Source organism: Corynebacterium sp. TAE3-ERU2, assembly GCF_019209955.1.
Classification (GTDB): domain Bacteria; phylum Actinomycetota; class Actinomycetes; order Mycobacteriales; family Mycobacteriaceae; genus Corynebacterium; species Corynebacterium megadyptis.
Genome location: NZ_JAHUTL010000002.1, coordinates 134,951 through 158,043, shown reverse-complemented (window position 1 = coordinate 158,043; position 23,093 = coordinate 134,951). Strand labels below are relative to the sequence as shown.

The following is a 23,093-nucleotide window of genomic DNA, read 5'->3' as shown; positions in this document are numbered from 1 at the left end:
ATCTAGGGGAGAAACTTTTCGTGTTTGAATCACTATCAGACCGGCTCACAGGGGCGCTTAAGGATCTACGCGGCAAAGGCAAGCTCACTGAAGCTGATATTAATGCCACTGCCCGCGAGATCCGGTTGGCGCTGCTCGAGGCGGACGTCTCGCTGAGTGTGGTGCGCGGCTTTATCAAGCGCATCAAGTCCCGGGCAACCGGCGCGGAGGTTTCTAAGGCGCTCAACCCGGCGCAGCAAGTGATCAAGATCGTCAATGAGGAACTCGTTGACATTCTCGGTGGCGAGACCCGCCGACTGAACCTGGCCAAGAACCCGCCCACGGTGATCATGCTCGCCGGTCTGCAGGGTGCTGGTAAAACCACCCTGGCCGGCAAGCTGGCCAAGCACCTCGCCGGACAGGGGCACACCCCCATGCTGGTGGCCTGCGATCTGCAGCGCCCCGGCGCCGTGCAGCAGCTGCAAATCGTCGGTGAGCGCGCCGGTGTGCCCACCTTCGCCCCCGATCCCGGCACCGCCCTCGGCAGCGAGCACGAGATGGGCACCTCCCACGGCGACCCCGTGGATGTGGCCCGCCAGGGTATTGCGGAGGCCAAGCGGGCCCAGCACGACATCGTGATCGTGGATACCGCTGGTCGTCTCGGTATCGACGAGACGCTGATGACGCAGGCCCGCAATATCCGCGATGCCGTGAACCCGGACGAAGTGCTCTTCGTCATCGACGCCATGATTGGTCAGGACGCGGTGCACACCGCCGAGGCCTTCCGCGATGGCGTGGACTTCACCGGCGTGGTGCTGACCAAGCTGGATGGCGATGCCCGCGGTGGTGCGGCGCTGTCGATCCGTGAGGTCACCGGCAAGCCGATTATGTTCGCCTCCTCCGGCGAGAAGCTCGAAGATTTCGATGTCTTCCACCCGGAGCGCATGGCCAGCCGCATCCTCGGCATGGGCGATATGCTCTCCCTGATCGAGCAGGCCGAGCAGAAGCTGGACCAGGAAGAGGCGATGAAAACCGCCTCCAAGCTGGGCACTGGCGAGCTCACCCTGGAGGACTTCCTCGATCAGATGCTCATGATCCGCCGCATGGGGCCGATCGGCAACATCCTGAAGATGCTGCCCGGAGGCTCCCAGATGTCGCAGATGGCCGACATGGTGGATGAGAAGCAGCTCGATCGCATCCAGGCCATCATCCGCGGCATGACCCCCGCCGAGCGCGAGGACCCGAAGATCCTCAACGCTTCCCGCCGCAAGCGCATCGCCCAGGGCTCCGGTGTGGCCGTCTCGGAAGTGAACCAGCTGGTGGAGCGCTTCTTTGAGGCGAAGAAGATGATGAGCAAGATGGCCGGCCAATTCGGCATGCCGGGCATGGGCGGCGGCCGCTCGGCCACGAAGAAGAAGCCGAAGGGGCGCAAGAATAAGAAGGGCAAGCGCACCAATAAGGGCAAAAACCGCGGGCCGAAGCGGGGCGCCATGCCCGGAATGGGCGGGATGCCCGGCATGGGTGGCGGCATGCCCTCCCAAGAAGAATTGGAGAAGCTGCAGCAGCAAATGGGCGGCATGGGCGGTGGCTTCCCCGGTATGCCGAAGATGCCGAAGGGCATGGAAGATATTGACCTGAGCAAGCTGGACTTCGGTAAAGGCAAATAGCTAGCCCGGGCCGCGGCTGTTGCTGCGGCCCGATAACCCACAGGCGGCCTGCGCTTCCCCTCGAAGGAGGAAGGCAGGCCGCCTGCTTGTTGTCTATGTGTCCGTCGCGCTTAGGACGCGGGCGCCTAGCGCATGTTCACCGGATCGCTTTCGTCGAAGAAGGTGGTGGTGGGGGTGGCGTCCGGATCGCCGAGCTTCTCGGGATCGATATCGGCAAACATCTTTTTCAGCTCGGCCCGCAGCTTCTCCTTCAGGGTGTAGGCATAGGCCTCCGAGATGTGGTTGCGATCGCGATAGACGTAGACATTGCCGATCACCGGCGGGCAGAAGTCCTCCTCGCAGAACCAATCAGCGGTATCCACCGAGCGCATATTGTCGAAGCCGTCCAGGATCTCCTTGGCGGGATCCTCCTCTGCGTAGACGAGGTCCCGGTCCACGCCGCACTCTTCAGCGCTATTGCCCTGGGCCATGCACTGGGTGCGGTTGAAGGGCGTACCGTCCTCATTCCAGCCCCAGGGATTATCGCGCAGGCCCAAGAAGGGGATACCGGCCTCGTCCAGCACCTCCCATACCCGCTCATAATCAAAGGGCACATGGTCGGGGCCCTCGCCGCTCAAGAACTGCGGGCGGGTGGAGGTGGAGAGCACCAGATCCGGCTGGGCTGCCAGCAGCAGATCTAGGGACTTGTGGTTATAGCGGGCGCACGTATTCTCCGGGCCGTATTCGCCCTCGTATTGCAAAAAGAGCGGGCAGCCCTGGCGCAGCTGCGGGATGATCCGCCACCCCTCTTCCTTGGCGATCTCGATGAGCACCGAGGAATATTGCTCGGCGTGGCTGCCGCCGACCAAGTAGATGGTTTTGTTGAAGTTCTCTAATTCGCCATAGGCGCAGGGCCCATCCTCGCCATCGGGATTGGAGGCGGTGGTGGGGAAGTAGGCCGGAGGCTGGGAAGAAAAGGCCATGCAGCGATCCCAGCCGATCTGTGGGTAGAGATCCCCAATCAGCTCTGGATCCGGCTGCGGGTCCACATCCTGTGGCACATCCGCCCCGCTGAGCGCCAGCGCCCCGGGATAGAGCTGCGGGTCCAGGGTCTGCTCCTCGGCGTTGCTGAGCTGCTGGTTATAGGCCGGCACCATGGACAGCAGGAGGATGAACACGGTGGCCACGCTGGCGCCGCCCAGTCCTCGCAGGCGCGCCGCCGAGTTATTCTGCATCGCCTGGAAGGCGCTCCACGCCACATACTCATCACTCATCGGGCGGGAGCGGTGCTGGCGCAGCGGCTTTTCCACCAAGGTGTAGGTGAGATGGGCCAGCACCACGGACAGCGCGATCACCGCCACGCCGAGGACGATGCTGGGCTCGGTGAGATCGAAGTAGATCACCGAGAGGATCAACAGCGGCCAGTGCCAGAGATAAAGGGAATAGGCGATATCGCCCAGCCAGCGCATGCTGCGGCGGCTGAGCAGAGTCGATACCGGGCCGGAGCCGAGGATGATGAACACGGCACCGCCGAGGGGATAAAGCGTCCACGGACCGGGGAAGACCTGCGCGCCGTCGAAAAGCAGGCCGGTGCTGAGCACCATGAGCAGACCCAGCACGGCCAGGACGGAGCGGAGCTTCTCATTCAGCTGAATCCGGTGCCCATAGATAGCCAGGACGGCGCCGAGGGTGAGCTCCCAGGCGCGGGAGAAGGTGGAATAGTAGTTCAGCCCCTGATCCTGGTTGTGCAGAATGCACGCATAAATAAAGGACGCCAGGGTGATGAGAATGAGGATGGGGCCCGCCACGGTGGATACCCGAGTGCGGCGCAAGCGCAGTAGCTTGAGCAGCGCCAGCAGGCCGAGGGAGAGCAGGATAGCCGCCACATAGAACTGGCCCTGCACGGACATGGACCACAAATGCTGCAGCGGACTGACGCTATCCGAGGCCACGTTATAGTCGGCGTCCTGGGCGGCCAGCTCCCAGTTTTGGTAGTACAGCAGGCTGGCGAGCAGCTGCTTGACCAGTGTGCCCTCCTTCAGCGAGGGCACCATCCACCACACCAAGCCCGCCACCGAGACGAGCACCACCACCAGTGCGGGCACCAGCCTGCGGATGGTGCGCCATAGTGGCCACCAGGGGTTCAGGGAGGCGCGCATTTTCTCGGCGTAGCGCAGCTGCGAGCCGAGGAAGAAGTAGCCGGATAGCAGCAGGAAGACGTCGACGCCGCCGGAGACGCGGCCGACGAACACGTGGAAGATCACCACAAAGGCGATGGCGACACCGCGCAAACCGTCGAGGTCGTAGCGATATGACACCGATTTCAGCGCATTGCTCTCAGACACTGGGTGAACTCGACTCCTTAGATGCTCATCTTTTCCGCCCAGCTTAAGCCGACCGAAAAAATATACAGTGACAAGGTCTAAGCCTGTGGCAGGGGGCTGATATCGACTGTTTAGCCTACCGACCGCGGGCGCGTTTGACGAAAAGACACCAGCGTTGTGGGGACGCGGGTGGAGAGGATCGGTGCCTAGAAGCGGCTTGTGTCTGTCTAGGGGCTCGGGTAGTATTCTTCGAGTTGTCTGCGGTAACTGCCAGTCCCCGAGTACGTCTCGCCTGGCGACCCCATGGTGTCACCCGCAGGTAAATCCAAGGGTTGAACCGGCGCCCACCATCTGTGTAGGCGCGTCTGTACTGCCTAAGTGACAAGAAGAAAAGGAGCCATACATGGCTGTCAAGATTAAGCTCGCCCGCATCGGTAAGATCCGCACCCCGCAGTACCGCGTGGTTGTGGCTGATGCTCGTACCCGCCGCAATGGCAAGGTCATCGAGAACATCGGTATCTACCACCCCAAGGAGGACCCCTCGGTCATCCGCATCGATTCCGAGCGCGCTCAGTACTGGTTGGGCGTGGGCGCCCAGCCGACCGAGCCGGTTCTCGCCCTGCTGAAGGTCACCGGTGACTGGCAGAAGTTCAAGGGCATCGAGGGCGCCGAGGGCACCCTGAAGGTTGCCCCGGAGAAGAAGTCCAAGCTGGAGCTGTTCAACGAGGCCCTCTCCGAGGCCAACAACGGCCCGACCGCCGAGGCCATCACCGAGAAGAAGCGCAAGGCCAAGGAAGAAAAGGACGCCGCTGAGGCCGAGGCCAAGAAGAAGGCTGAGGAAGAGGCTGCCAAGGAGGCCGAGGCTGAGGAGGCTGCAGAGTAAACTCTGCGCGCTTATCGACGCCAACCGCACCGCGCCCCGCACATCGTGCACAGGGCAAGCGTGGTGCGGTTTTCTCATGCTGCAGCAGCACTGCTGCGGGGCATGCCATGGGCGCTAGTTCACCCACGGCAGAAAGGGCTTTAAACTACACAATCATGGATGAGAAGCTGCAGATTGGGCGCGTGATCAAATCCCACGGCATTAAGGGAGAAGTGATCATCGACCCCACCACCGATGTTCCCGAGGAACGCTTCGCTATCGGCGAGGTGCTCGAGGGGCAGCAAACTGGAAAAACCCTTGAGCTCACCATCGCGGCAGCAAGGGTGCATAAGGGGCGGCTGCTGGTGAAGTTCAAAGAGATTGCCGATCGCACCGCGGCCGAGAGTCTGCGCGGCATGCGCTTTGTCGCCGAGCCCCGCGAGGAGGACGAGGACGAGGGCTTCTACGATCATGAGCTCGAGGGCCTGCGCGTCTACGTCGATGGCGCACATATCGGCGAGGTGCTGAGCGTCGAGCGCGGTGTGGCCCATAACCTGCTGAATATTCGGCTCAGCAGCGGCGGCGAGAGCCTGGTGCCCTTTGTCGAGGCGATTGTGCCCGAGGTGGATCTGGAGGGCGGCAGCATCACGCTGACCCCGCCGGAAGGGTTGTTGGATCTCTGATGCGCCTCGATGTTCTCAGCATTTTTCCCGGTTATGTGGAGCCGCTGCGCCACGCCCTGATTGGCAAGGCGATTGAGCACGACATCGTGCAGGTGGGTGTGCATGATCTGCGGCAGTGGGCCAGCGGCAATCACAAGGCGGTGGATGATTCCCCGTACGGTGGCGGCCCCGGAATGGTGATGAAACCGGAGGTGTGGGGGCCGGCGTTGGATGATGTCGCCGCCGGTACCGGCCCTGCCGCCGAGGTGGAATTGCTCAGTTCCGCGCAGCGGCATGTGCGCGGGCCGGCCGTGGTGGAGCAGGACTATGAGACGGTGGCGGAGCAGCGGCCGCTGCTCATCGTGCCGACCCCGGCAGGGCGGCCTTTTCAACAAGCCGATGCTGAGCGCTGGTCGCGGGAGAAGCATATCGTTTTCGCCTGCGGCCGCTATGAAGGCATCGATCAGCGCGTGGTGGAGGATGCCCGCCAGCGCTATCGAGTCGAAGAAGTCTCCATCGGTGATTATGTGCTGGTCGGTGGGGAAGTGGCGGTGCTCGTGATGGCGGAGGCGATCGTGCGGCTGATCCCCGGGGTGCTGGGCAATAAGAACAGCCACGAGGATGATTCCTTCTCCACCGGCCTGCTGGAGGGGCCGAGCTACACCAAGCCGCGGAGCTGGCGGGGACTGGATGTTCCCGAGGTGCTGCTCTCCGGCGATCATGCCCGGGTGGAGAGATGGCGGCGGGAACAGGCGCTGCAGCGCACCGCGGAGCGTCGGCCCGATCTGCTCGAGCACGTGGAGCTCAGCGCCGCTGATCGCGCCTTTCTCGCGGAGCTGAATCTTTAACATGCGCCGGTGCGCTGCGACGATAATATTGCCCTCTCAACCTGATGTCGGCGGTGGGGTCTACACTGTTATTCGCCATACGCCCGCAGCAGCGGCGCACCGGAGAGGACTCTGTGGTGTCGCGCGGAGGTGGTGCGTGCTCCTGCGTCGCTAGGCGGGGCGGGGGCTTGCAGCACCAGTGCGGGTGTGGGCGTGCACGAGATCAACGCCATCGATAACGAGAGTCGCGAGATGTCTTCGAGCCATACCCCAAGAACGTATAAGCAGAGCAGCCAGCCGCACGAGGAGCCGACGAACCGCCGCGCCATCGTGGGCACCTATAGGGCGGGCACCTTTGATAGCGGCGGCCAGCCACCGAAACCCAATTGGATAGTGTTCATCACCTCCGGTATCGGTGTGATCCTGGTGTCCATCTGGGGATTGGTAAATAAGGATTCCGCGGAATCCACCCTCAACACCGTCACCGGCTGGATCACCGCCAATTTCGGCTGGTTCCTCATTCTCACCGTGGCGGCCGCCCTGATATTTATGCTGTTCATCGCCTGCTCGCGGGCTGGGTCTATCAAACTTGGCCCGGATCATGCCAAGCCGCAGTACTCGCTCTTTTCCTGGTCCGCGATGCTTTTTGCGGCCGGTATCGGCATCGGATTGATGTTCTACTCGGTGGCGGAGCCTATTAACCAGTACTATGGCCCGCCCGAGGGAGCGGGAGAAACCAACGCTGCTGCCCGCGATGCGGTGGTGTGGACCTTCTTCCACTACGGCATGTCCGGCTGGGCGCTCTACGCGCTGCTTGGCATGGCCTTCGGCTACTACGCCTACCGGCTCAATATGCCTTTGGCGATTCGCTCCGCCCTCTATCCGATTCTGGGCAAGCGGGTGCACGGGCCCATTGGAGACGCCGTGGATATCGCCGCGATGCTCGGCACGGTCTTTGGTGTGGCCGCCTCGCTCGGCATCGGTGTGGTGCAGCTGAATTTCGGGCTGCAGTTCCTCTTCGGCATTCCCGAGGGGCACGCCGCCCAGATTGGTCTGGTGACCGTGGCCATCCTCGCCGCAACCGTCTCGGCGGTGGCTGGGGTGGATAAGGGCATCAAGCGCATCTCCGAGATCAACGTCTATCTGGCGCTGCTGCTCATGGTCTACGTCTTGGTCACGGGCAAGACGGCCTTTCTTTTCGACGCCATGATGCAAAATATCGGCGATTACCTCACCAAGCTGCCGAACTGGACGTTTAGCTCCTTTGCCTATTCCACGACGCCGGCGCAGACCGGGGAGTGGATGCAAACATGGACCCTGTTCTTCTGGGCATGGTGGGTGGCATGGGCTCCCTTTGTGGGACTGTTCTTGGCGCGTATCTCCCGCGGCCGGACGCTGCGCCAGTTCATCGTGGGCACCCTGGTTGTGCCCTTCACCTTCACCGCGCTGTGGGCCTCCATCTTCGGCAATACCGCCCTCGATAGGGTGATGGGCGGCGATACGGAATTCGGCCTGCTCACCAACGACAATCCGCAGCAGGGCTTTTTCGTGCTTCTCGACGCCCTCCCGTACGGCTCCGTCATGGTGGCCCTGTCGCTTCTGGTGGGCATGCTGTTCTTCGTCACCTCCGCGGACTCCGGGGCGCTGGTGATGAGCAATTTCGCCTCGCATGTCACTGACTCCCAACAGGATGGCGCCAAGTGGCAGCGCGTGTTCTGGGTGGCCGTGGTGGGGCTTTTGACCGTGACCATGCTGCAGATCAACGGTATTTCCGCGCTGCAATCCGCCACGATCGTCATGGGCATTCCCTTCGCCATCGTGGTGTATCTATTGATGTTTGGTCTGAGCAAGTCCTTGCGCCTCGAGGTATTCGAGCAGCAGTCCCGCAAGGTGGCCCTGCACTCGGCGATCTCCTCGCGCACCGGCAGGAACTCGGAGGAGGACTGGCGCAGCCGCATTCAACGCGCCTCGACCTGGCCGGATCAGCAGCGCAGCCAAGAGTATGTGGACACAATCGCCCGCCCCGCACTCGAAGATGTGGCCACCCAGATGCGGGAACAGGGCATCGATGCGCTGCTGACCACCTCAGAAGTAGAGGGAACGGGGATCAACCAGCTCGACTTGTTGGTGGATTTCGGTACCGAGGAGAAGTCCTTCCGCTACCAGGTCTATCCCGTGCGTGAGCTCAGCCCCGGCTTCGCCCACACCACCGAGACCGTCTACTACCGGCTCGAGGTGTTCTCGCAGAGCGGCTCGCTGGGCTATGACGTCTATGGCTATACCCGCCAGCAACTGATCTCGAATCTCCTGGATCTCTACGATCGGCATCTCGAGTTCCTCCACATGCAGCAATATCTGCCCGGGGGATCGGATCACTCGGATAATGCCTCGTTTGTGGATCAGTGGCCGGCGGAGGACCAGCACTAGCGCCAGGCGCAGGCCGCGCTCACGCCCGGATCGATCTCCCCGGTGCCGCTGGAGCCGTACCACAGAGTATCCTCGGCGAAACAGCTCATCACCTGCTCTGTGCGCAGCGGCTCGGCGGCATGCACCACCACGCGGTAGAGGGTGCCCGGCCGTCCGCCCGCTTCGTTGAGCAGCATATTATCCGGCTCGCAGGACAAGGACACTGCTTCGGTGTGCAGCGAGACCAGCTCGGCGATGCGGGAGGGGACTAGCTCGCTCGCGGCGCGCAGGACATCAGGGGTGCAGAAGACGTGCAGATCGGCGTAGTACATAGCTTTTATCATGCCCCTTCGGCAGCGCGGCTGTCTCACCCCGCGTTCTCGTCCCGGTCCACCAGCCCCGCGCGCAGGCGGTTGCGATTGCTAAACTAGCGCGAATGATTGCTCGCACTATCGCTGAAGAACTGGGGCTGAAGCCCAGGCAGGTAGAAGCCACCATCGCGCTTTTAGATGAAGGCAATACCGTGCCCTTTATCGCCCGCTATCGCAAAGAGGTGACCGAGGGGCTCGACGATTCTCAGCTGCGCGTCCTCGCCGAGCGGCTGAGCTATCTGCGGGAACTTGCCGAGCGCAAAGAGACCGTGCTCGCAGCCATCGCGGAGCAGGGGAAACTCACCGAGGCGCTGCGGGCCCAGATCGAGGCCGTGGACACCAAGGCGCGCCTAGAGGATCTCTATCTTCCCTATAAGAAGCGCCGCACCACCAAGGCGGACAAGGCACGGGCCGCCGGAATCGAGCCGCTTCTCGACGCTATTCTGGCCGCGCCCACCCAGCCGATCGATACCAGCGCTTATGCCAGCGCAGACTATCCCGGGGAAAAGGAGATCCTCGACGGTGCCCGCGCCATCCTCATCGACCGCTGCGCCCTCAACGCCGATCTGGTGGGCGAGGTGCGCGAGCGCGTCTTTCGCCAGGGCGTGATGAGCGCCAGCGTCGTGGAGGGCGCGGCAGGCGAGGGCGCGAAATACAAGGACTACTTCGACTTTTCCGAGCCGCTGAGCAGCCTGCCGAGCCACCGCATCCTGGCGTTATTGCGCGGGGAGAAGGAGGGCGTTCTCAATCTCACGATCGAGGCGGGCGAGGATGCCGACTATGAGGCCATGGTGGCCGCCGCCATGGATATCCCGGTGGCCCAGAACGCCTGGCTGAAGCAGGCGGTGCGTTTCGCCTGGCGCACGAAGCTCTATGTCTCGGCCTCGCTGGATGCGCGCATGCGGCTGAAGGAGGTCGCCGAAAAGGGCGCCTTGGAGGTCTTTTCCACTAATCTGCGCGATGTGCTGCTCGCCGCTCCGGCCGGGCAGCGGGCCACGCTCGGGATGGACCCGGGCTACCGCAATGGCGTGAAGGTGGCGGTGGTCTCGGCGACCGGGGCGGTGCTCGCCACCACGATCGTCTACCCGCACCAGCCGCAGAACCGCTGGGACGCCGCCCGCGCCGAGCTGGCCGGGCTGTGCGCCGAGCATGGGGTGGAGCTGATTGCGGTGGGCAATGGCACCGCCTCCCGCGAAAGCGACAAGCTGGCCCACGAGATCGCCGACATGATCGCCGCGGCGGGCGGAACGCGCCCCACCCCAGTGGTGGTCTCTGAATCGGGGGCCTCGGTGTATTCCGCCTCCGAATTGGCGGCCGCGGAATTTCCGGAGATGGATGTTTCGCTGCGCGGGGCGGTCTCGATCGCCCGCCGGCTGCAGGACCCGCTGGCCGAGCTGGTGAAGATCGACCCGAAATCCATCGGCGTGGGGCAATACCAGCATGATGTGAACCAGGTGGCGCTGGCCCGCAGCCTGGATGGAGTCGTGGAGGCCGCGGTGAATGCCGTGGGCGTGGATGTTAATACCGCCTCGGTGCCGCTGCTGGAGCGCGTCGCCGGGATCTCCTCGACGGTGGCGCAGAATATCGTGCACTATCGCGACCAGGAGGGCGCTTTCCGCTCGCGGGCACAGCTGAAGAAGGTGCCGCGGCTCGGCCCCAAGGCCTTCGAACAGGCCGCGGGCTTTCTCCGTATCCACGGGGCCACAGACCCCCTTGATGCCTCGGCCGTGCACCCCGAGGCCTATTCTGTGGCGCGCCGCATGGCCGAGTCCACGGGCTTAAGCGTCGGCGAGCTCATCGGCAATAGCCGCGTGCTCTCCCGCCTGGCACCCGCCGATTTCGCGGATGATCGCTTCGGTATGCCCACGGTGAGCGATATCCTCGCCGAGTTGGACAAGCCCGGCCGCGATCCCCGCCCCGAGTTCGCCACCGCCCGCTTCAAGGAGGGCGTGGAAAAAATCAGCGATCTCACTCCCGGCATGGTTCTCGAGGGCACGGTGACCAACGTGGCGGCCTTTGGTGCCTTCGTGGATGTGGGCGTCCACCAAGACGGCCTGGTCCACGTCTCGGCGATGGCCGATCGTTATGTCTCCGACCCGCACGAGGTGGTGCGCTCCGGACAGGTGGTGCGGGTGAAGGTGCTGGATGTCGATGTAGACCGCAAGCGCATCTCACTGTCCTTGCGGCTTGACGACGACGCCTCGCAGCCAGCCACCCCAGCTGCAGGTGGATCTGGGTCTGCCGCGAAGCCTCGGCGGCGCTCTGGTGGCAAGCGGGGCGGTGGGCAGCGCCGCTCCACCGGTTCCGCGCAGCGCCGCAGCGACCACGGCTCCATGGCCGAGGCGCTCAAACGCGCCGGGTTCTAGGCGAAGCGGGCTGCGCGCAGCCCTAGAGGACGGTGTCCGCCCAGCTGGCCAGGCCCTCAAACGAGGAGGAGGCTTGGGCGTGGCGGCGCTGCGGGATCCGTCCCGCGGCGCGGGCATGGGCGCCCGCCTGCACGGCGAGTTTCATCGCGGTGGCCATGGCCACCGGATCCTGGGCGCGGTTGACCGCCGAGGCCAAGAGCACCCCTGCGCAGCCCAGCTCCATGGCGCGGGCGGCATCCGAGGCCGTGCCCACCCCCGCATCGAGCAGCACCGGCACCTGGGCGCGGGAGCAGATCAGCTCGAGATTGTGCTCATTGATAATGCCCAGTCCCGTGCCGATCGGGGAGCCCAGCGGCATCACGGCATGCACCCCCACATCCTCTAAGCGTTGGGCCACCACCGGATCGTCCGAGGTATAGGCCATCACCGTGAAGTCATCGAGCACCAACTGCTCACAGGCATCGAGGGTTTCCACCACATCGGGCAGCAGGGTGTGCTCATCGGCGATCACCTCCACCTTGATCAGATCCGTGCCCAGGGCCTCCCGGGCGAGGCGCGCGGTGAGCACGGCATCACGGGCGGTGCGACAACCGGCCGTATTGGGCAAGGTGGCGATCCCCAGTCGGGAAAGCAGCTCGAAAATGGACTCCCCGCTGGTGTTGGTGCGCCCAGCGTGGCGTCGCATAGCCACCGTGGTCACCTGCGTGCCGGAGGCGAGAAGCGCCTGCTCCAGTATGTCCTGGGAGGTGGCCCCGCCGGTGCCCATGATCAGGTGGGAGGAAAACTCGTGTGCGCCAATACGCAGCATAAAAAACTAGCCTCCTTGGGCGGCGGTGAGGATATCAATGGTGTGATCGGCGGAGAGCATATGCCCAGCCCACTCCGCGGCCGGCACCACGGTGGCGTCCACGGCCACGGCGATGCCCGCGGTCTCTGCGGAGCCGGTGTGCTGCCGCACGAGCTCGGCCACGGTGATCGGTGAGGAGAAGCGCTGGGGCGAATCATTGATGGTCAGGGTGAACATAGGGGTGGATGTACTCCTCACAACGTGCTGGGTCGTTCGTGCCGATAAGGATTGCAGTGCTCGAGATCCTGTGGCTCGCCGCCTTCGACGAGCTCGACTGTGCGGCGCGCCGCCCAGGAGCTGAGCAAAATACCGTGCCGGAAATAGCCGGTAGAGACGATGAGATTTCCCATGCGGGCGCGGCCCAGATAGGGCAGATCATCCGGCGAGCCGGGCCGGGCGCCGGTGGCTGCCTCGATAAGCTCGCATTCCTCCAGGCCGGGCATGATGCGGATGGCGTCGCGAAGCAAATCATAGACCGCCCCCACCTTGGGCTCTTGCAGATGATCCTCGCGGGTGCTCGCGCCAATAGCGATGGTCTGATCCACGGCGCGCGGAATGATGTAGACGGGGCGATCCTCCACGAAGCCGCGTATCACCTTGGTGCACAACGGCTGCAGGTGAGCAGGCACCCGCACCCGCAGAATATCGCCGTAGACTGGGCGCAGCTGTACCGGATTATCCCAGCCGGTGATTTCCCCCACGCCCAGCCCGGCGGCAAGAATCACCTGCTCGTTTTCCTCCACCGCATAGGTGGCGGCGCTGGTGTGCAAAGCCTGCACGCGCTCCGCGGCGTCGAGATGAGTCACCGCCTCGGAATGAAGCTCCACCCCGAGCGTGCGACAGGCATCAAGCAGGGCGCGGGCGCAGACGCGAGGATAGATCTGAAAATCCCCAGGGATGCTCACCGCGCCCGTCAGGCGCGGACTCAGCGCCGGCTCCTCGCTGCGGGCCTGGCGGGTAGTGATGCGAGCGGCGCGCATCTCGAAAGCGTGTTGATAGAGCGCGAGCTCTTCCACATGCTGGCCATCGGCGTGATCGGCGGCCACCACTAGGGTGCCGGCATCATCGAATCCCAGCGGTAGCTCGGTGTGTGCGGAAAGCTCCGCCACGAGCTCCGGCCAATACCGAGCCGCATCCTTCATGAGCGGAAAGAGAGCCTCTTGGCGGTACTGCACCTCCGCCACCGGGGCCAGCATCCCGCCCGCATAATGGGTGGCCCCCGAGGCAGGGGAGGGATCGAAAAGCCGCACCTGATGGCCGCGGCTCGCAAGACTAAAAGCGGTGCTCAAACCAACAATGCCGGCGCCAATGATCGTCACCTTAGACATGGCTCAACCCCTGCAGCACCTGCTGCACGGCCGCGCCGGGATCGGGAGCATGGTGCAGGGCGCGCACCAGCGCGACGCCGGCCACCCCGGTGGCGCCAAGATCGGCGGCATCGCCGGGCTGGACATCGCCGATGGCCACCACGGGCAGGGTGGAGAGCTCTACCAGCTCCGGATAGCCGGCAAGACCAATGGGGGCGCGACCGGAATCCTTGGTGGGGCTGGGCCGAAAAGGCCCGCAGCCGATGTAATCAATCACATCGGCCACCTCATTCGCGGCGGCGACAAGCTCGCGGGTGCCGGTGGTCAGCCCGATGATGGCGTCGGGGCCAAGCAGGGCGCGGGCGGCGCGGACGGGGATATCGTCTTGGCCGAGGTGCACTCCCGCAATCGGCGCGCCCGCGGCACGGGCCGCCAGGGCCACATCAACGCGGTCATCGACGAGCGTGCGCGTTGTCGGTGCCACCTCGTGCACAGCGTGGGCCACGGCGCAGGAAAGATGATAGAGATCGCGGGCAGAAATAGGCTTCGAGCGCACTTGCACGACGCCCGCGCCGGCGCGAGCGCAGCGCACCGCCGTGTCCACGACCCGCACGGGATCGTCGGCGGCGGTGACCAGATAACAGCGATAATCAACGGTGTCGCCCATAGGCATGCTTCCTTCGTCGGTGCTAACCACAGCAGGTTCTAGCGGTGTGTTCTCAGCCTCTCACCAGTGCGGCGACGAGGCACCCGCGCATGGGGATTAGTGTACGCGCTCTAGTCGCTCGCGTTGCTCGTTTCGCTCAGCCGAGCGTTGATCTCCGCGGCGATCTCTGCGGCCTGCCCCTCGGGTACCACGATGGTCGCGCGCTGCTGCTGCAGCTGCACGCGCACCGCATTGCCGGGGCCGAGGATAACGTAGAGATCGGAGCCATTCTGGTTGATTCCATAGCCGCCACAATCCCAGAAGCCGACGTGGTCGATAGTCTCGACCTGCTGTATCTCCGAGTAGGGAAACACCATGAGTTCGGGGGAGCGGAGGATCAGGGCGGCGTCGTCAAGCTCGATGCGCGTGCGGCTGCCGAGATACGCGGTGGTGATGATGATCCCGAGGACGAAGATCATGGTGGCGGGGGAGATGAGCACCAGCAGCAGGGACGGCAGCAAGAGGAGGAGTGTTCCCCAGGGGATGCGGCGGGTGGGGTCTTCCCAGACACGGGGCGCAGACTCGACGTGCAGCGCCGCGATTGTCTGGCGGCGCACCCAGCCGTGGAGTAGCGCTGCGAGAAACACCGAGAGCAGCATCGTGATCACACCCGGCAGCCACGCCGTGTGCACCGTCGCGAGCTCTGTCTCATCGAGACCGCGTTGGGGCAGCAGGACATCGAGGAGCAGCGCCAGCATAAAACCAGAGGACAGCACCGCCGCCCCGCCGAGGCCGCATACCCGCCGCCGTACCGCTAGTCCGCCCAAGAGCAGGGCAAGGGGGCCGAAGAGCCCCGCCAGAATAAGAATCAGCGACAGCGGAGAACCAAAGTTATTGGGCGGGCCGGTCAGGCCCCAATGCGTGGCGATGGTCGCGGGAAGCTCGGGCAGCAGCGCGAGCAGAACCCACGCCAGTCCCGGCAGCATAATTGCCAGCGGCAGCAGCAGATAGGCGATCAGGAACGGTCTACGGGGCAGCTGGGACCTCATGCCATAGAAGTATAGGAGCAAAGGGGGCTGGCGGGCGCGCCACGCATGGAGAATACGCCGTGGCGATCATTTGTTATTGCTGGCTGAGCATGGCATAATCTCGAAAGTTGTCTGCCTCATTGATGGCAGCTTCTGTCACTGTCTCGGATACGAACCAGCCGAGCGCCCCGGCACGTGGGGAAAAGCCGCTAGGTTCCTCTATTCAGCACAAGATTCAAAGGATTGTTTCATGAACATTCTCGACAAGGTAGATGCAGCATCGCTGCGCGACGATATCCCGACTTTCCGTCCCGGTGACACCGTGGACGTGCACGTGAAGATCATCGAGGGCGGCAACCAGCGCGTCCAGGTCTTCCGTGGCGTTGTGATCCGTCGCCAGGGCGGTGGCATCCGCGAGACCTTCACCGTCCGCAAGGTGTCCTTCGGCATCGGTGTGGAGCGTACCTTCCCGGTGCACTCCCCGAACATTGATCACATCGACGTGATCACCCGCGGTAAGGTCCGCCGTGCGAAGCTCTACTACCTGCGCAACCTGCGCGGTAAGGCTGCCAAGATCAAGGAGCGCCGCTAGTACTAGCGCGTCGCCTCTGACACCGGCCGTCGTCCCCCTTCGTGGTGGGCGGCGGCCGGTCTGTTTTTATCCCCGTGCCCGCAGCATAAGGCAGCGCGGAGCAGGCCATGGGGCGGGTGCGGACTGCATTTTTTGGCTCTGCGCAGCGCCGGATTGCGGTGGCTAGGGCTGTCGCGTCCGGCTGCTAGTATTTATCCCTATGACTGAGCGCCCCGATCACGAGCTAGACGCGACCCCTTCCGACTCGCCGACGCCTCCGGCTGCGTCGAAGGATGCCGCAGCCGGCAGTTCCGCTCACTCGGATCAGCCTCAGCCCCAACACGGCGAGGACACCACCGCGGCAGCCACAGCCGCCGAGGACACCGCAGCAGCCACAGCCGCCGAGGACACCACCGCGGCAGACACGGCTGCCGCGGAGGACGCGGAGGATGAGGAAGACGATGGCGGCAAGCCGTGGTACATCGAGATTCCTCTCGTCATCGCCGTGACTCTGGTGATCGTCTTCGTGCTCCAGACCTTCGTGGGCCGGGTGTATCTCATTCCCTCGGCGTCGATGGAGCCCACCCTGCACGGCTGCCCCGAGTGCACGGGGGACCGCATCGTGGTGGACAAGCTCACCTATGACTTCACCAAGCCCGAACAGGGCGATGTGGTGGTGTTTAAGGGCCCGGAGTCGTGGAACCAGAACTTCGTGTCCTCCCGCTCGTCGAATACCCTCATCCGCGGCCTGCAGAATATCGGCGCGTTTGTGGGCGTGGTCGCCCCAGATGAGAATGACATGGTCAAGCGCATCGTTGCCACCGGTGGACAGACCGTGTCCTGCCAAGAAGGCGATCCCGGCGTGATGGTCGACGGCACGAAGGTGGATGATTCCTATGTGCTTGATCCCCCGACCTATCCGGTGGATAGCGCCAATGGCTCCGATGCCTGCGGTGGCGCCTACTTCGGCCCCGTCGAGGTACCGGAGGGGCACTACTTCATGATGGGCGATAACCGCACCAACTCGGCCGACTCCCGCTATCACCTCGGCGATCAGCACCAGGGCACGGTGCCCGAGGAGAATATCATCGGCAAGGTGCGCTTCATCATCCTGCCACTGTCCCGCATCGGCGGCGTCGACTAGCCCACCGCCCCACAGCAGCGTGCGGAAAAAGAAATACCTGCGCACCTACGAGGCAGAGCTCACCGCAGCCGGCCTTGGTCCAGTCGCAGGCGTTGACGAAGCGGGGAGGGGAGCCTGCGCCGGCCCGATCACCATCGCCGCCTGCGTGCTCCCCGATCGGCCCCTGCGCCCCTTAGCGGAGGTCACCGATTCCAAGAAACTCACCCCGGCCGCCCGCGCCCGGCTAGCGCCGCTGATTAAACAGCACGCCCTGGCGTGGTCAGTGATCCACATTTCCGCCGCCGATATCGATGCCCGCGGCCTGCAACATGCCAATATTTCCGGGATGCGGCGCGCCATCTACGCCCTCGATATCGCCCCTGGATTTGTGCTTATCGACGGCTACCGCGTGCCCGGGCTCGCCCGGCCCAGCTTGCGCGTGATCAGCGGCGACGCCGCGGCGCGCTGCATCGCGGCGGCCAGCGTATTGGCCAAGCATGAACGAGACACCCTCATGCTCGAGCTCGATGAGCGCTATCCCGGCTATGGACTGGCCGGGCACAAGGGCTATGGCACGAAACTCCACATGGATGCGGTGCGCCTCAAAGGACCCAGCCCAGTTCATCGCTATAGTTACAGAAACATTCAGGAAGCTTGTAGCACGTGGAAGGAAACGCGATGAGCGCCGAAGAGCTGGAAAACTACGAAGCAGAAGTAGAGCTGAGCCTCTACCGCGAATACCGCGATGTGGTGAGCCAGTTCTCCTATGTAGTGGAAACCGAACGCCGCTTCTACCTCGCCAATGCCGTGGAGCTGATCCCGCACACCGAAGGCGCCGAGGTCTACTACGAGGTGCGCATGTCCGATGCGTGGGTATGGGATATGTACCGCTCCGCTCGTTTCGTGCGCTTCGTGCGTGTCATCACCTTCAAGGACGTCAATATCGAAGAGCTGGATAAGCCAGAGATGATGATGATCGATTAACAGCTGAGCCGCCGCCGTGCTCATAGCCTCGGCGGCCGCGAGTAGTACTGCCTTCTGTGGATAGCGAACCCCGCTATCCACAGATTTTTTCTTATCTTTCTTCTTTTTCTGCCGAGTGCTCGATTGGGAATCACACTAGGGGCGCATCCCCGCCACAACGAGGCGATGCCTTGACCTGTGCCCCTGATATCGACACCTGAAGGCAGAATTCGATGACACTAGCTACGTCCAGCGACGGCTCCTTACACCCACACCAGCGCCCGCCGCGGCCCGCCCCGGCCTCCTCCACACACAACGCGCGGATCGGCCGCACCGGAGAAGAGCACGCCGCACGTCTCTATGAATCCACCGGTGCCCGCGTGGTGGCCCGCAACGTGCGCTACCGATGCGGCGAGATCGATCTGATCGTGGAAGATCTCGACGGCACCATCGTGTTTGTGGAGGTCAAAACCCGCACCGGCACCCACTACGGTGGGGCGGAGGCCGTGACCGCCCGGAAACTACACCGCATGCAGCGCGCGGCGCTGCGCTGGCTTGAGCGCAAACCCTATACCCCGATCCGCTTCGATGTCGTGCTCATCAGCCCCGCGGGCGTGGAATTGTTCAGCGGGGTGGACCATGGCGCTCGCTAAGACGATCTCCGCTGCCCTCGATGGCGTCACGGCTTTTAGCGTGACGGTGGAAGCCCACATTGGCCCCGGCCTGCCGCGCACAGACATAGTCGGTCTGGGCGATGCGGCCATTAACGAGGCCCGCGACCGCATCCGCACCGCCGTGAAAAATAGCGATCTGCCATGGCCCAAGACACGGATTATCGTGAATCTCTCACCGGCGAATGTGCGCAAGTCCGGCGCCCAATGCGATCTCGCCCTCGCCATGGCGATACTGGGAGCGCGCACTGCCACGCCACTGGAACACACCATGTTCCTCGGCGAGCTCGGCCTCGATGGCCAGCTCAAACCCTGCCGCGGCATCCTTCCTATGCTGCGCGCAGCCGCCGAGGTAGGGGTGAAAACGGTGGTGATTCCCCGCGCCCACGCACGGGAGGCCGAACTCATCGATGCCCCCACGGTGCTAGTGGCCGATACCCTCCGCGAGGTCTATGACTGGATCACTGGTAGCGGCGGGCTCGAGCGGATAAGCCCCACCGAGCACACCGCACAGCCGAGCCGCTCCGCGGTCGATCTTGCGGATATCGCCGGCCAAAAGGAAGCGAAACATGCCGTGGAGGTGGCCGCCGCTGGGGGACACCACCTTTTTCTCGTGGGGCCGGCCGGCTCCGGCAAATCGATGCTGGCCGCAGCGCTGCCCTCGATCCTGCCGCCCTTGAGCCGGCACCAACAGATTGAGACCACGGCGGCGCACTCTGTCTCCACCCACGGCTGCGAGGACATCATCACCCGGCCGCCGCTGATCGCCCCGCACCACAGCATCAGTAGCGCGGGATTGATCGGTGGTGGCTCTGGCAAGGTCAAACTTGGTGCCATCTCCTTAAGCCATAACGGCGTGCTCTTTCTCGATGAGGCAAATGCGATCGCCGCATCCGTACTGGATAGTCTCCGCCTGCCGCTGGAAAATGGCGCCGTGGTGCTCAACCGCAGCGACAAGGTCGTCACCCTGCCCGCCAGGTTCCAGCTCGTCCTTGCCGCTAACCCCTGCGCCTGCGGGGCGGATAGCGATTCCGCGTGTACCTGCAGCGGTGCCGCCCGCGCCCGGTATCTGAACAATATTTCCGGCCCCATCCGCGATCGCATCGACGTGATCGCCCGCACCCACCGGGTGGGCGGGGTGCTCAGCGATAACAATTCCGAAAATTCCGATATCGTGCGCCAGCGCGTCGCCGCCGCGCGGGAGATTGCGGCCCGGCGCTGGGCCTCGGTGAACCCGCACGGGTGCACGAATGCTGTGATTCCCGCGCCGCTGCTGCGACGCCACTATGCCGCGGATGAAGAAGCCATGGCCTATGTGGGGGCCTTTTTGAGTGCGGGGGAGATCTCCCAACGTGGGGTGGATAAGGCCCTGCGGCTGGCGTGGACGCTCCGAGACCTCGACGACACTGGTCCCGGAGCCGCCGCGCGGCCCACCCTCGACCACATGGCCCGCGCCCTAGAACTGCGCATCGAGGAAGGAAAACTCCAGCGATGACAAACTCCGAACGCCTCCACGCCTGGGTGTATCTCAACTACGTTCTCGAAGGCCCCTCTCGGCCCCTGCACGCGCTGCTCACAGCAGGGCACAGCCCAGAAAAAATAGCGGCCGGCATTCGTCACGGGGAGCAGTGGGTGGGTGAGCTTTCCCGCAGCACCGAGCGGCGCGCACACTTTTGTGAAGAACACGCACTACTGCGGCAGGCTGAGCAGCTGCAGACCCGCTTTATCTGCCCCGATGATCCGGAGTGGCCCCGGGAACAACTCGATCGCGCCTTCGGCTTTGCCGCCTCCGGCACCTCGGAGCATCTGCGAAGCTATGCGGCCGATGCTGTCGCACCCCATGGCCTATGGGTGCGCGGCGGCGATCTCTCTGCGGCGGTGGCACGCTCGGTGGCGATCGTCGGTACCCGCGCCATGAGCTCCTATGGGCAGCGCGCGAGTGAAGAGATCAGCCGCCAGTTAGCCGAGCAACACTGGACCATCATTTCCGGCGCCGCGCTGGGGGTAGACACCGCCGCTCATACTGCGGCCCTCGACGCTGGGGGATGCACCGTCGCCGTCGGCGCCCACGGCGCGGGGCGCTGCTATCCGGCGAAAAATAAGGCTCTGCTCGAGCGCATCGTGCACTCCGGTGGCTGCTGGGTGAGTGAATACCCGCCGCTGACCCCGCCGGCGCGGCATCGCTTCCTTACCCGCAATCGGCTGGTGGCAGCGCTGAGCGCAGGCACTGTGGTGGTCGAAGCCGGCTGGCGTTCCGGCGCGCTGAATACACTCGCTTGGGCACAGGGGCTCGGGGCAGTAGCCATGGCGGTGCCCGGCCCCATCACCGGGGCCGGCTCCCTTGGCTGCCATGACAAGATCAAGCGCGGCGATGCGCAATTGGTTGTCAGTGCGGCCGACATCATGGGGCTGGTGGGCAGGATCGGGGAGGTCGATGTGGATGGGCAGTGCGAACTGGACTTTCCCAGCGACCCGATCCAGCAACTCAGCCGCAATGAACTCAAGGTCTATGACAGCCTGCCTTGCCGTAGCGATCAGAGCCGCACGGCAGCCCAGGTGGCGGAGAGTGCTGGGCTCAGTGTGGCGCTGACAGTGCATCTTTTAGTGGAGTTGCAGCGCCGCGGACTCGCCCATAGAGACGGCGTGAACTGGGCAAAGAGGATTTCCGGAAAAATAAAATAAAAAAGTTTTAGCCAAGGGGTTGCGCATTAGGTATGCCTTAACTTACGATACAAGGGCAGCCTAAGTTAGAAGTTAGCGGGTTCGGGCTGACTCCCGCTAATAGCTAAGCTGTGCACTATGGGTGAACATCAGCGCTCAGCGGAGACGTCGAATACTCCTGTCGCGACGTCTCCGCTGGCGTGTTCTCATACTATGACTCCAGCATTCACTGTCGCTCTTGACGACTACTGCGATCACCTTTCCTATGTCGGTGATCGATCTCCCGCCACCGTCCGTGGCTATCGCTCCGATCTTGTGGGCTATCTTTCTCGACTACGCACGTGGTCAGACTTTAGTCTCAGCACCATGCGGCTATGGCTCGCCGAGGCGCTCGAGCAAGGACTCTCGCGGGCAAGCATGGCCCGCCGCACCGCCGCACTGCGCTCCTTTTCTACCTGGGCCTACAAGGCTGGCTATATCTCGACGGATGTGGGCCATAAGCTCCACACCCCGAAACCGGGGCGTCATTTACCTACCGTCGCCAGCGTTGCCCAAGCCGAGGAGCTATTGAGCGACTTGCCCACCGACACCCCGGTGCAGCTGCGCGATAGGGCGCTGCTGGAGCTGCTCTATGCCTCCGGTATGCGCGTGGCCGAGCTGTGCGCACTCGATAGAGAGAATCTGGATATCCCGGCGGGGAAGGCCACGGTGACGGGTAAGGGCAATAAGCAGCGGGTGGTGCCTTTTGGGGCGCCCGCGCGCCGCGCGCTCCGCGAGTGGCTGGAGCGGGGTCGCCCGCAGCTCGCCCAGTCTAAGGAGACGGCACTCTTTGTGGGCGTGCGCGGCAAGCGCATCGATCAGCGCCAAGTGCGGCGCGTCGTCGAAGCGCTCACCCTCGAGGCCGGTCTGGCGCCGCTCAGTCCGCACGAGATTAGGCACAGCGCCGCCACCCACATGCTCGATGGGGGAGCGGACTTAAGAGAAGTGCAGGAACTACTGGGACACGCCTCCCTGCAGACCACGCAGATCTATACCCACGTCTCCACGGCGCGATTGCACGAGGTCTTCCGCCACGCCCATCCGCGCGCGGACTAATCAAGGGCCCGCCCCGCGAATGGGTTTGAGCCGGATCGTAGGCCGGGAGAGAAGGCTTAAAGGATTGATGTACTCGCCATCGCGGCGTGCACCCCACTGCAGTCCCGGATAGTGGGTGGTGGGGGCGGCGAGTCTGCCGATAATCTCCCCAGCGTGCACCCGATCACCGTGCCGTACCGTGTAGTGCACGGGCTGATAGGTGGTGCGCACTCCATCTGGATGATCGATCGAGACGGTAGGGGTGCGGGCCACCACCCCGGCGAAAGCCACCACGCCCTCATCGGCGGCCCGGACTGCCGCGCCGATATCGGCAGCTAGATCTACCCCGCGGTGGCCCGGGAGCCAATTCTGGGCGGGCTTCGCAAAGGGCCGAATCACGCGCGAGGCGTGGGCTAGGCCCGTAGTGGGGTCCACATAGGCAACGGCCACCGGTGCGGTGACAACCTGCAGCGCGATCACGGCCAGAACAACAAGAAAACGAGTCATGTTCACGAGGGTGGGGGATTCGCCCGAGAGATTCCCTCTATCGCCTCTCGAATGGGCGCGATCTGTGCATAGTGGTACGCATGTGACGATTTCGCCGCTGAGCTGTGCACACGCATGATTGCGGCAAAGAAAGACGGAATTGCTCCCACGCACATCGTGGGCTAATGTTTAGCCAGCAGTGTGTCCATCGGCTGCGTATGCACCGACGGGCCTACTGACTACGCGCGGTCGCGTGTGCCCTTGCCTTAAAGG

General features: G+C 63.9%; 22 protein-coding genes and 1 riboswitch. Of the genes, 14 read left to right on the top strand and 8 right to left on the bottom strand.

The features are described from left to right. The first annotated feature begins 20 nt into the window (after positions 1-20). The gene (ffh, locus tag KRX12_RS03680) at positions 21-1,646 is read left to right on the top strand and encodes a signal recognition particle protein (RefSeq protein ID WP_218363473.1); all 1,626 of its coding nucleotides are present in this window, start codon (positions 21-23) and stop codon (positions 1,644-1,646) included. A gap of 125 nt (positions 1,647-1,771) precedes the next feature. Here ffh and KRX12_RS03675 read toward each other — a convergent pair whose 3' ends face one another. After that, on the bottom strand, positions 1,772-3,970 hold the full coding sequence (locus tag KRX12_RS03675; RefSeq protein WP_218365777.1) for an acyltransferase family protein: 2,199 nt from the start codon (positions 3,968-3,970) through the stop codon (positions 1,772-1,774). 382 nt (positions 3,971-4,352) lie between these two features. On the opposite strand from KRX12_RS03675, the gene rpsP reads away from it, so the two are divergent. The 4 genes from rpsP (at position 4,353) to betT (ending at position 8,727) form a co-directional block, all read left to right on the top strand. Then, a complete protein-coding gene (gene rpsP, locus KRX12_RS03670) occupies positions 4,353-4,832 on the top strand; it encodes a 30S ribosomal protein S16 (RefSeq protein WP_151528513.1) in 480 nt (159 codons plus the stop codon). Positions 4,833-4,987: 155 nt separating this feature from the next. Then, complete coding sequence (rimM, locus tag KRX12_RS03665; protein WP_218365776.1) at positions 4,988-5,494, top strand: ribosome maturation factor RimM; 507 nt, start codon at positions 4,988-4,990, stop codon at positions 5,492-5,494. After that, positions 5,494-6,321 carry a tRNA (guanosine(37)-N1)-methyltransferase TrmD gene (gene trmD / locus KRX12_RS03660; RefSeq protein WP_218365775.1) on the top strand — a complete coding sequence of 276 codons (828 nt, stop codon included), beginning with the start codon at positions 5,494-5,496 and terminating at the stop codon, positions 6,319-6,321. The genes rimM and trmD overlap by 1 nt, the downstream gene beginning before the upstream one ends. A gap of 231 nt (positions 6,322-6,552) precedes the next feature. After that, positions 6,553-8,727, top strand: coding sequence for a choline BCCT transporter BetT (betT, locus tag KRX12_RS03655; protein ID WP_218365914.1), 2,175 nt, complete (start codon positions 6,553-6,555; stop codon positions 8,725-8,727). Here betT and KRX12_RS03650 read toward each other — a convergent pair. Next, positions 8,724-9,050, bottom strand: a complete 327-nt coding sequence (locus KRX12_RS03650) for a hypothetical protein (protein WP_151528516.1) — start codon at positions 9,048-9,050, stop codon at positions 8,724-8,726. The two genes, betT and KRX12_RS03650, sit on opposite strands and share 4 nt — an antisense overlap. A 92-nt stretch (positions 9,051-9,142) precedes the next feature. Here KRX12_RS03650 and KRX12_RS03645 point away from each other — a divergent pair, with 92 nt between their 5' ends. Then, on the top strand, positions 9,143-11,443 hold the full coding sequence (locus KRX12_RS03645) for a Tex family protein (protein WP_218365774.1): 2,301 nt from the start codon (positions 9,143-9,145) through the stop codon (positions 11,441-11,443). A gap of 22 nt (positions 11,444-11,465) precedes the next feature. Here the strand turns inward: KRX12_RS03645 and KRX12_RS03640 are convergent, their stop codons facing one another. The 5 genes from KRX12_RS03640 to KRX12_RS03620 form a co-directional block, all read right to left on the bottom strand. Then, on the bottom strand, positions 11,466-12,251 hold the full coding sequence (locus tag KRX12_RS03640; RefSeq protein WP_218365773.1) for a thiazole synthase: 786 nt from the start codon (positions 12,249-12,251) through the stop codon (positions 11,466-11,468). 6 nt (positions 12,252-12,257) lie between these two features. Beyond that, on the bottom strand, positions 12,258-12,467 hold the full coding sequence (gene thiS, locus KRX12_RS03635) for a sulfur carrier protein ThiS (protein WP_218365772.1): 210 nt from the start codon (positions 12,465-12,467) through the stop codon (positions 12,258-12,260). A gap of 17 nt (positions 12,468-12,484) precedes the next feature. Further along, a complete protein-coding gene (gene thiO / locus KRX12_RS03630; protein ID WP_218365771.1) occupies positions 12,485-13,618 on the bottom strand; it encodes a glycine oxidase ThiO in 1,134 nt (377 codons plus the stop codon). Next, on the bottom strand, positions 13,611-14,264 hold the full coding sequence (locus KRX12_RS03625) for a thiamine phosphate synthase (protein WP_218365770.1): 654 nt from the start codon (positions 14,262-14,264) through the stop codon (positions 13,611-13,613). Before KRX12_RS03625 ends, thiO begins: the two co-directional genes overlap by 8 nt. Further along, positions 14,256-14,361, bottom strand: a riboswitch (TPP riboswitch). Its footprint overlaps the gene before it by 9 nt. Before the next feature lie 13 nt (positions 14,362-14,374). Continuing rightward, positions 14,375-15,292, bottom strand: coding sequence for a DUF1648 domain-containing protein (locus KRX12_RS03620; RefSeq protein ID WP_218363463.1), 918 nt, complete (start codon positions 15,290-15,292; stop codon positions 14,375-14,377). 229 nt (positions 15,293-15,521) lie between these two features. Between KRX12_RS03620 and rplS the strand changes: the two genes are divergently transcribed. From rplS to KRX12_RS03580, 8 genes are all read left to right on the top strand, one after another. Then, positions 15,522-15,863, top strand: coding sequence for a 50S ribosomal protein L19 (gene rplS / locus KRX12_RS03615; RefSeq protein ID WP_018019112.1), 342 nt, complete (start codon positions 15,522-15,524; stop codon positions 15,861-15,863). Positions 15,864-16,062: 199 nt separating this feature from the next. Then, positions 16,063-16,986: a signal peptidase I gene (lepB, locus tag KRX12_RS03610; protein WP_255550063.1), complete on the top strand. Its 924-nt coding sequence runs from the start codon at positions 16,063-16,065 to the stop codon at positions 16,984-16,986. A 19-nt stretch (positions 16,987-17,005) separates the two neighbouring features. Beyond that, complete coding sequence (locus KRX12_RS03605) at positions 17,006-17,647, top strand: ribonuclease HII (protein WP_218365769.1); 642 nt, start codon at positions 17,006-17,008, stop codon at positions 17,645-17,647. Then, positions 17,644-17,949 carry a DUF2469 domain-containing protein gene (locus tag KRX12_RS03600; protein ID WP_151528524.1) on the top strand — a complete coding sequence of 102 codons (306 nt, stop codon included), beginning with the start codon at positions 17,644-17,646 and terminating at the stop codon, positions 17,947-17,949. Before KRX12_RS03605 ends, KRX12_RS03600 begins: the two co-directional genes overlap by 4 nt. A gap of 212 nt (positions 17,950-18,161) precedes the next feature. Further along, the gene (locus KRX12_RS03595; protein ID WP_218365768.1) at positions 18,162-18,581 is read left to right on the top strand and encodes a YraN family protein; all 420 of its coding nucleotides are present in this window, start codon (positions 18,162-18,164) and stop codon (positions 18,579-18,581) included. Continuing rightward, the gene (locus tag KRX12_RS03590) at positions 18,568-20,094 is read left to right on the top strand and encodes a YifB family Mg chelatase-like AAA ATPase (protein ID WP_218365767.1); all 1,527 of its coding nucleotides are present in this window, start codon (positions 18,568-18,570) and stop codon (positions 20,092-20,094) included. The genes KRX12_RS03595 and KRX12_RS03590 overlap by 14 nt, the downstream gene beginning before the upstream one ends. Continuing rightward, a complete protein-coding gene (dprA, locus tag KRX12_RS03585) occupies positions 20,091-21,281 on the top strand; it encodes a DNA-processing protein DprA (RefSeq protein ID WP_218363459.1) in 1,191 nt (396 codons plus the stop codon). The genes KRX12_RS03590 and dprA overlap by 4 nt, the downstream gene beginning before the upstream one ends. A gap of 192 nt (positions 21,282-21,473) precedes the next feature. Continuing rightward, complete coding sequence (locus KRX12_RS03580) at positions 21,474-22,355, top strand: tyrosine recombinase XerC (RefSeq protein WP_218365766.1); 882 nt, start codon at positions 21,474-21,476, stop codon at positions 22,353-22,355. Here the strand turns inward: KRX12_RS03580 and KRX12_RS03575 are convergent, their stop codons facing one another. Further along, the gene (locus tag KRX12_RS03575) at positions 22,356-22,841 is read right to left on the bottom strand and encodes a murein hydrolase activator EnvC (protein WP_218365765.1); all 486 of its coding nucleotides are present in this window, start codon (positions 22,839-22,841) and stop codon (positions 22,356-22,358) included. Between the last annotated feature and the right edge of the window lie 252 nt (positions 22,842-23,093).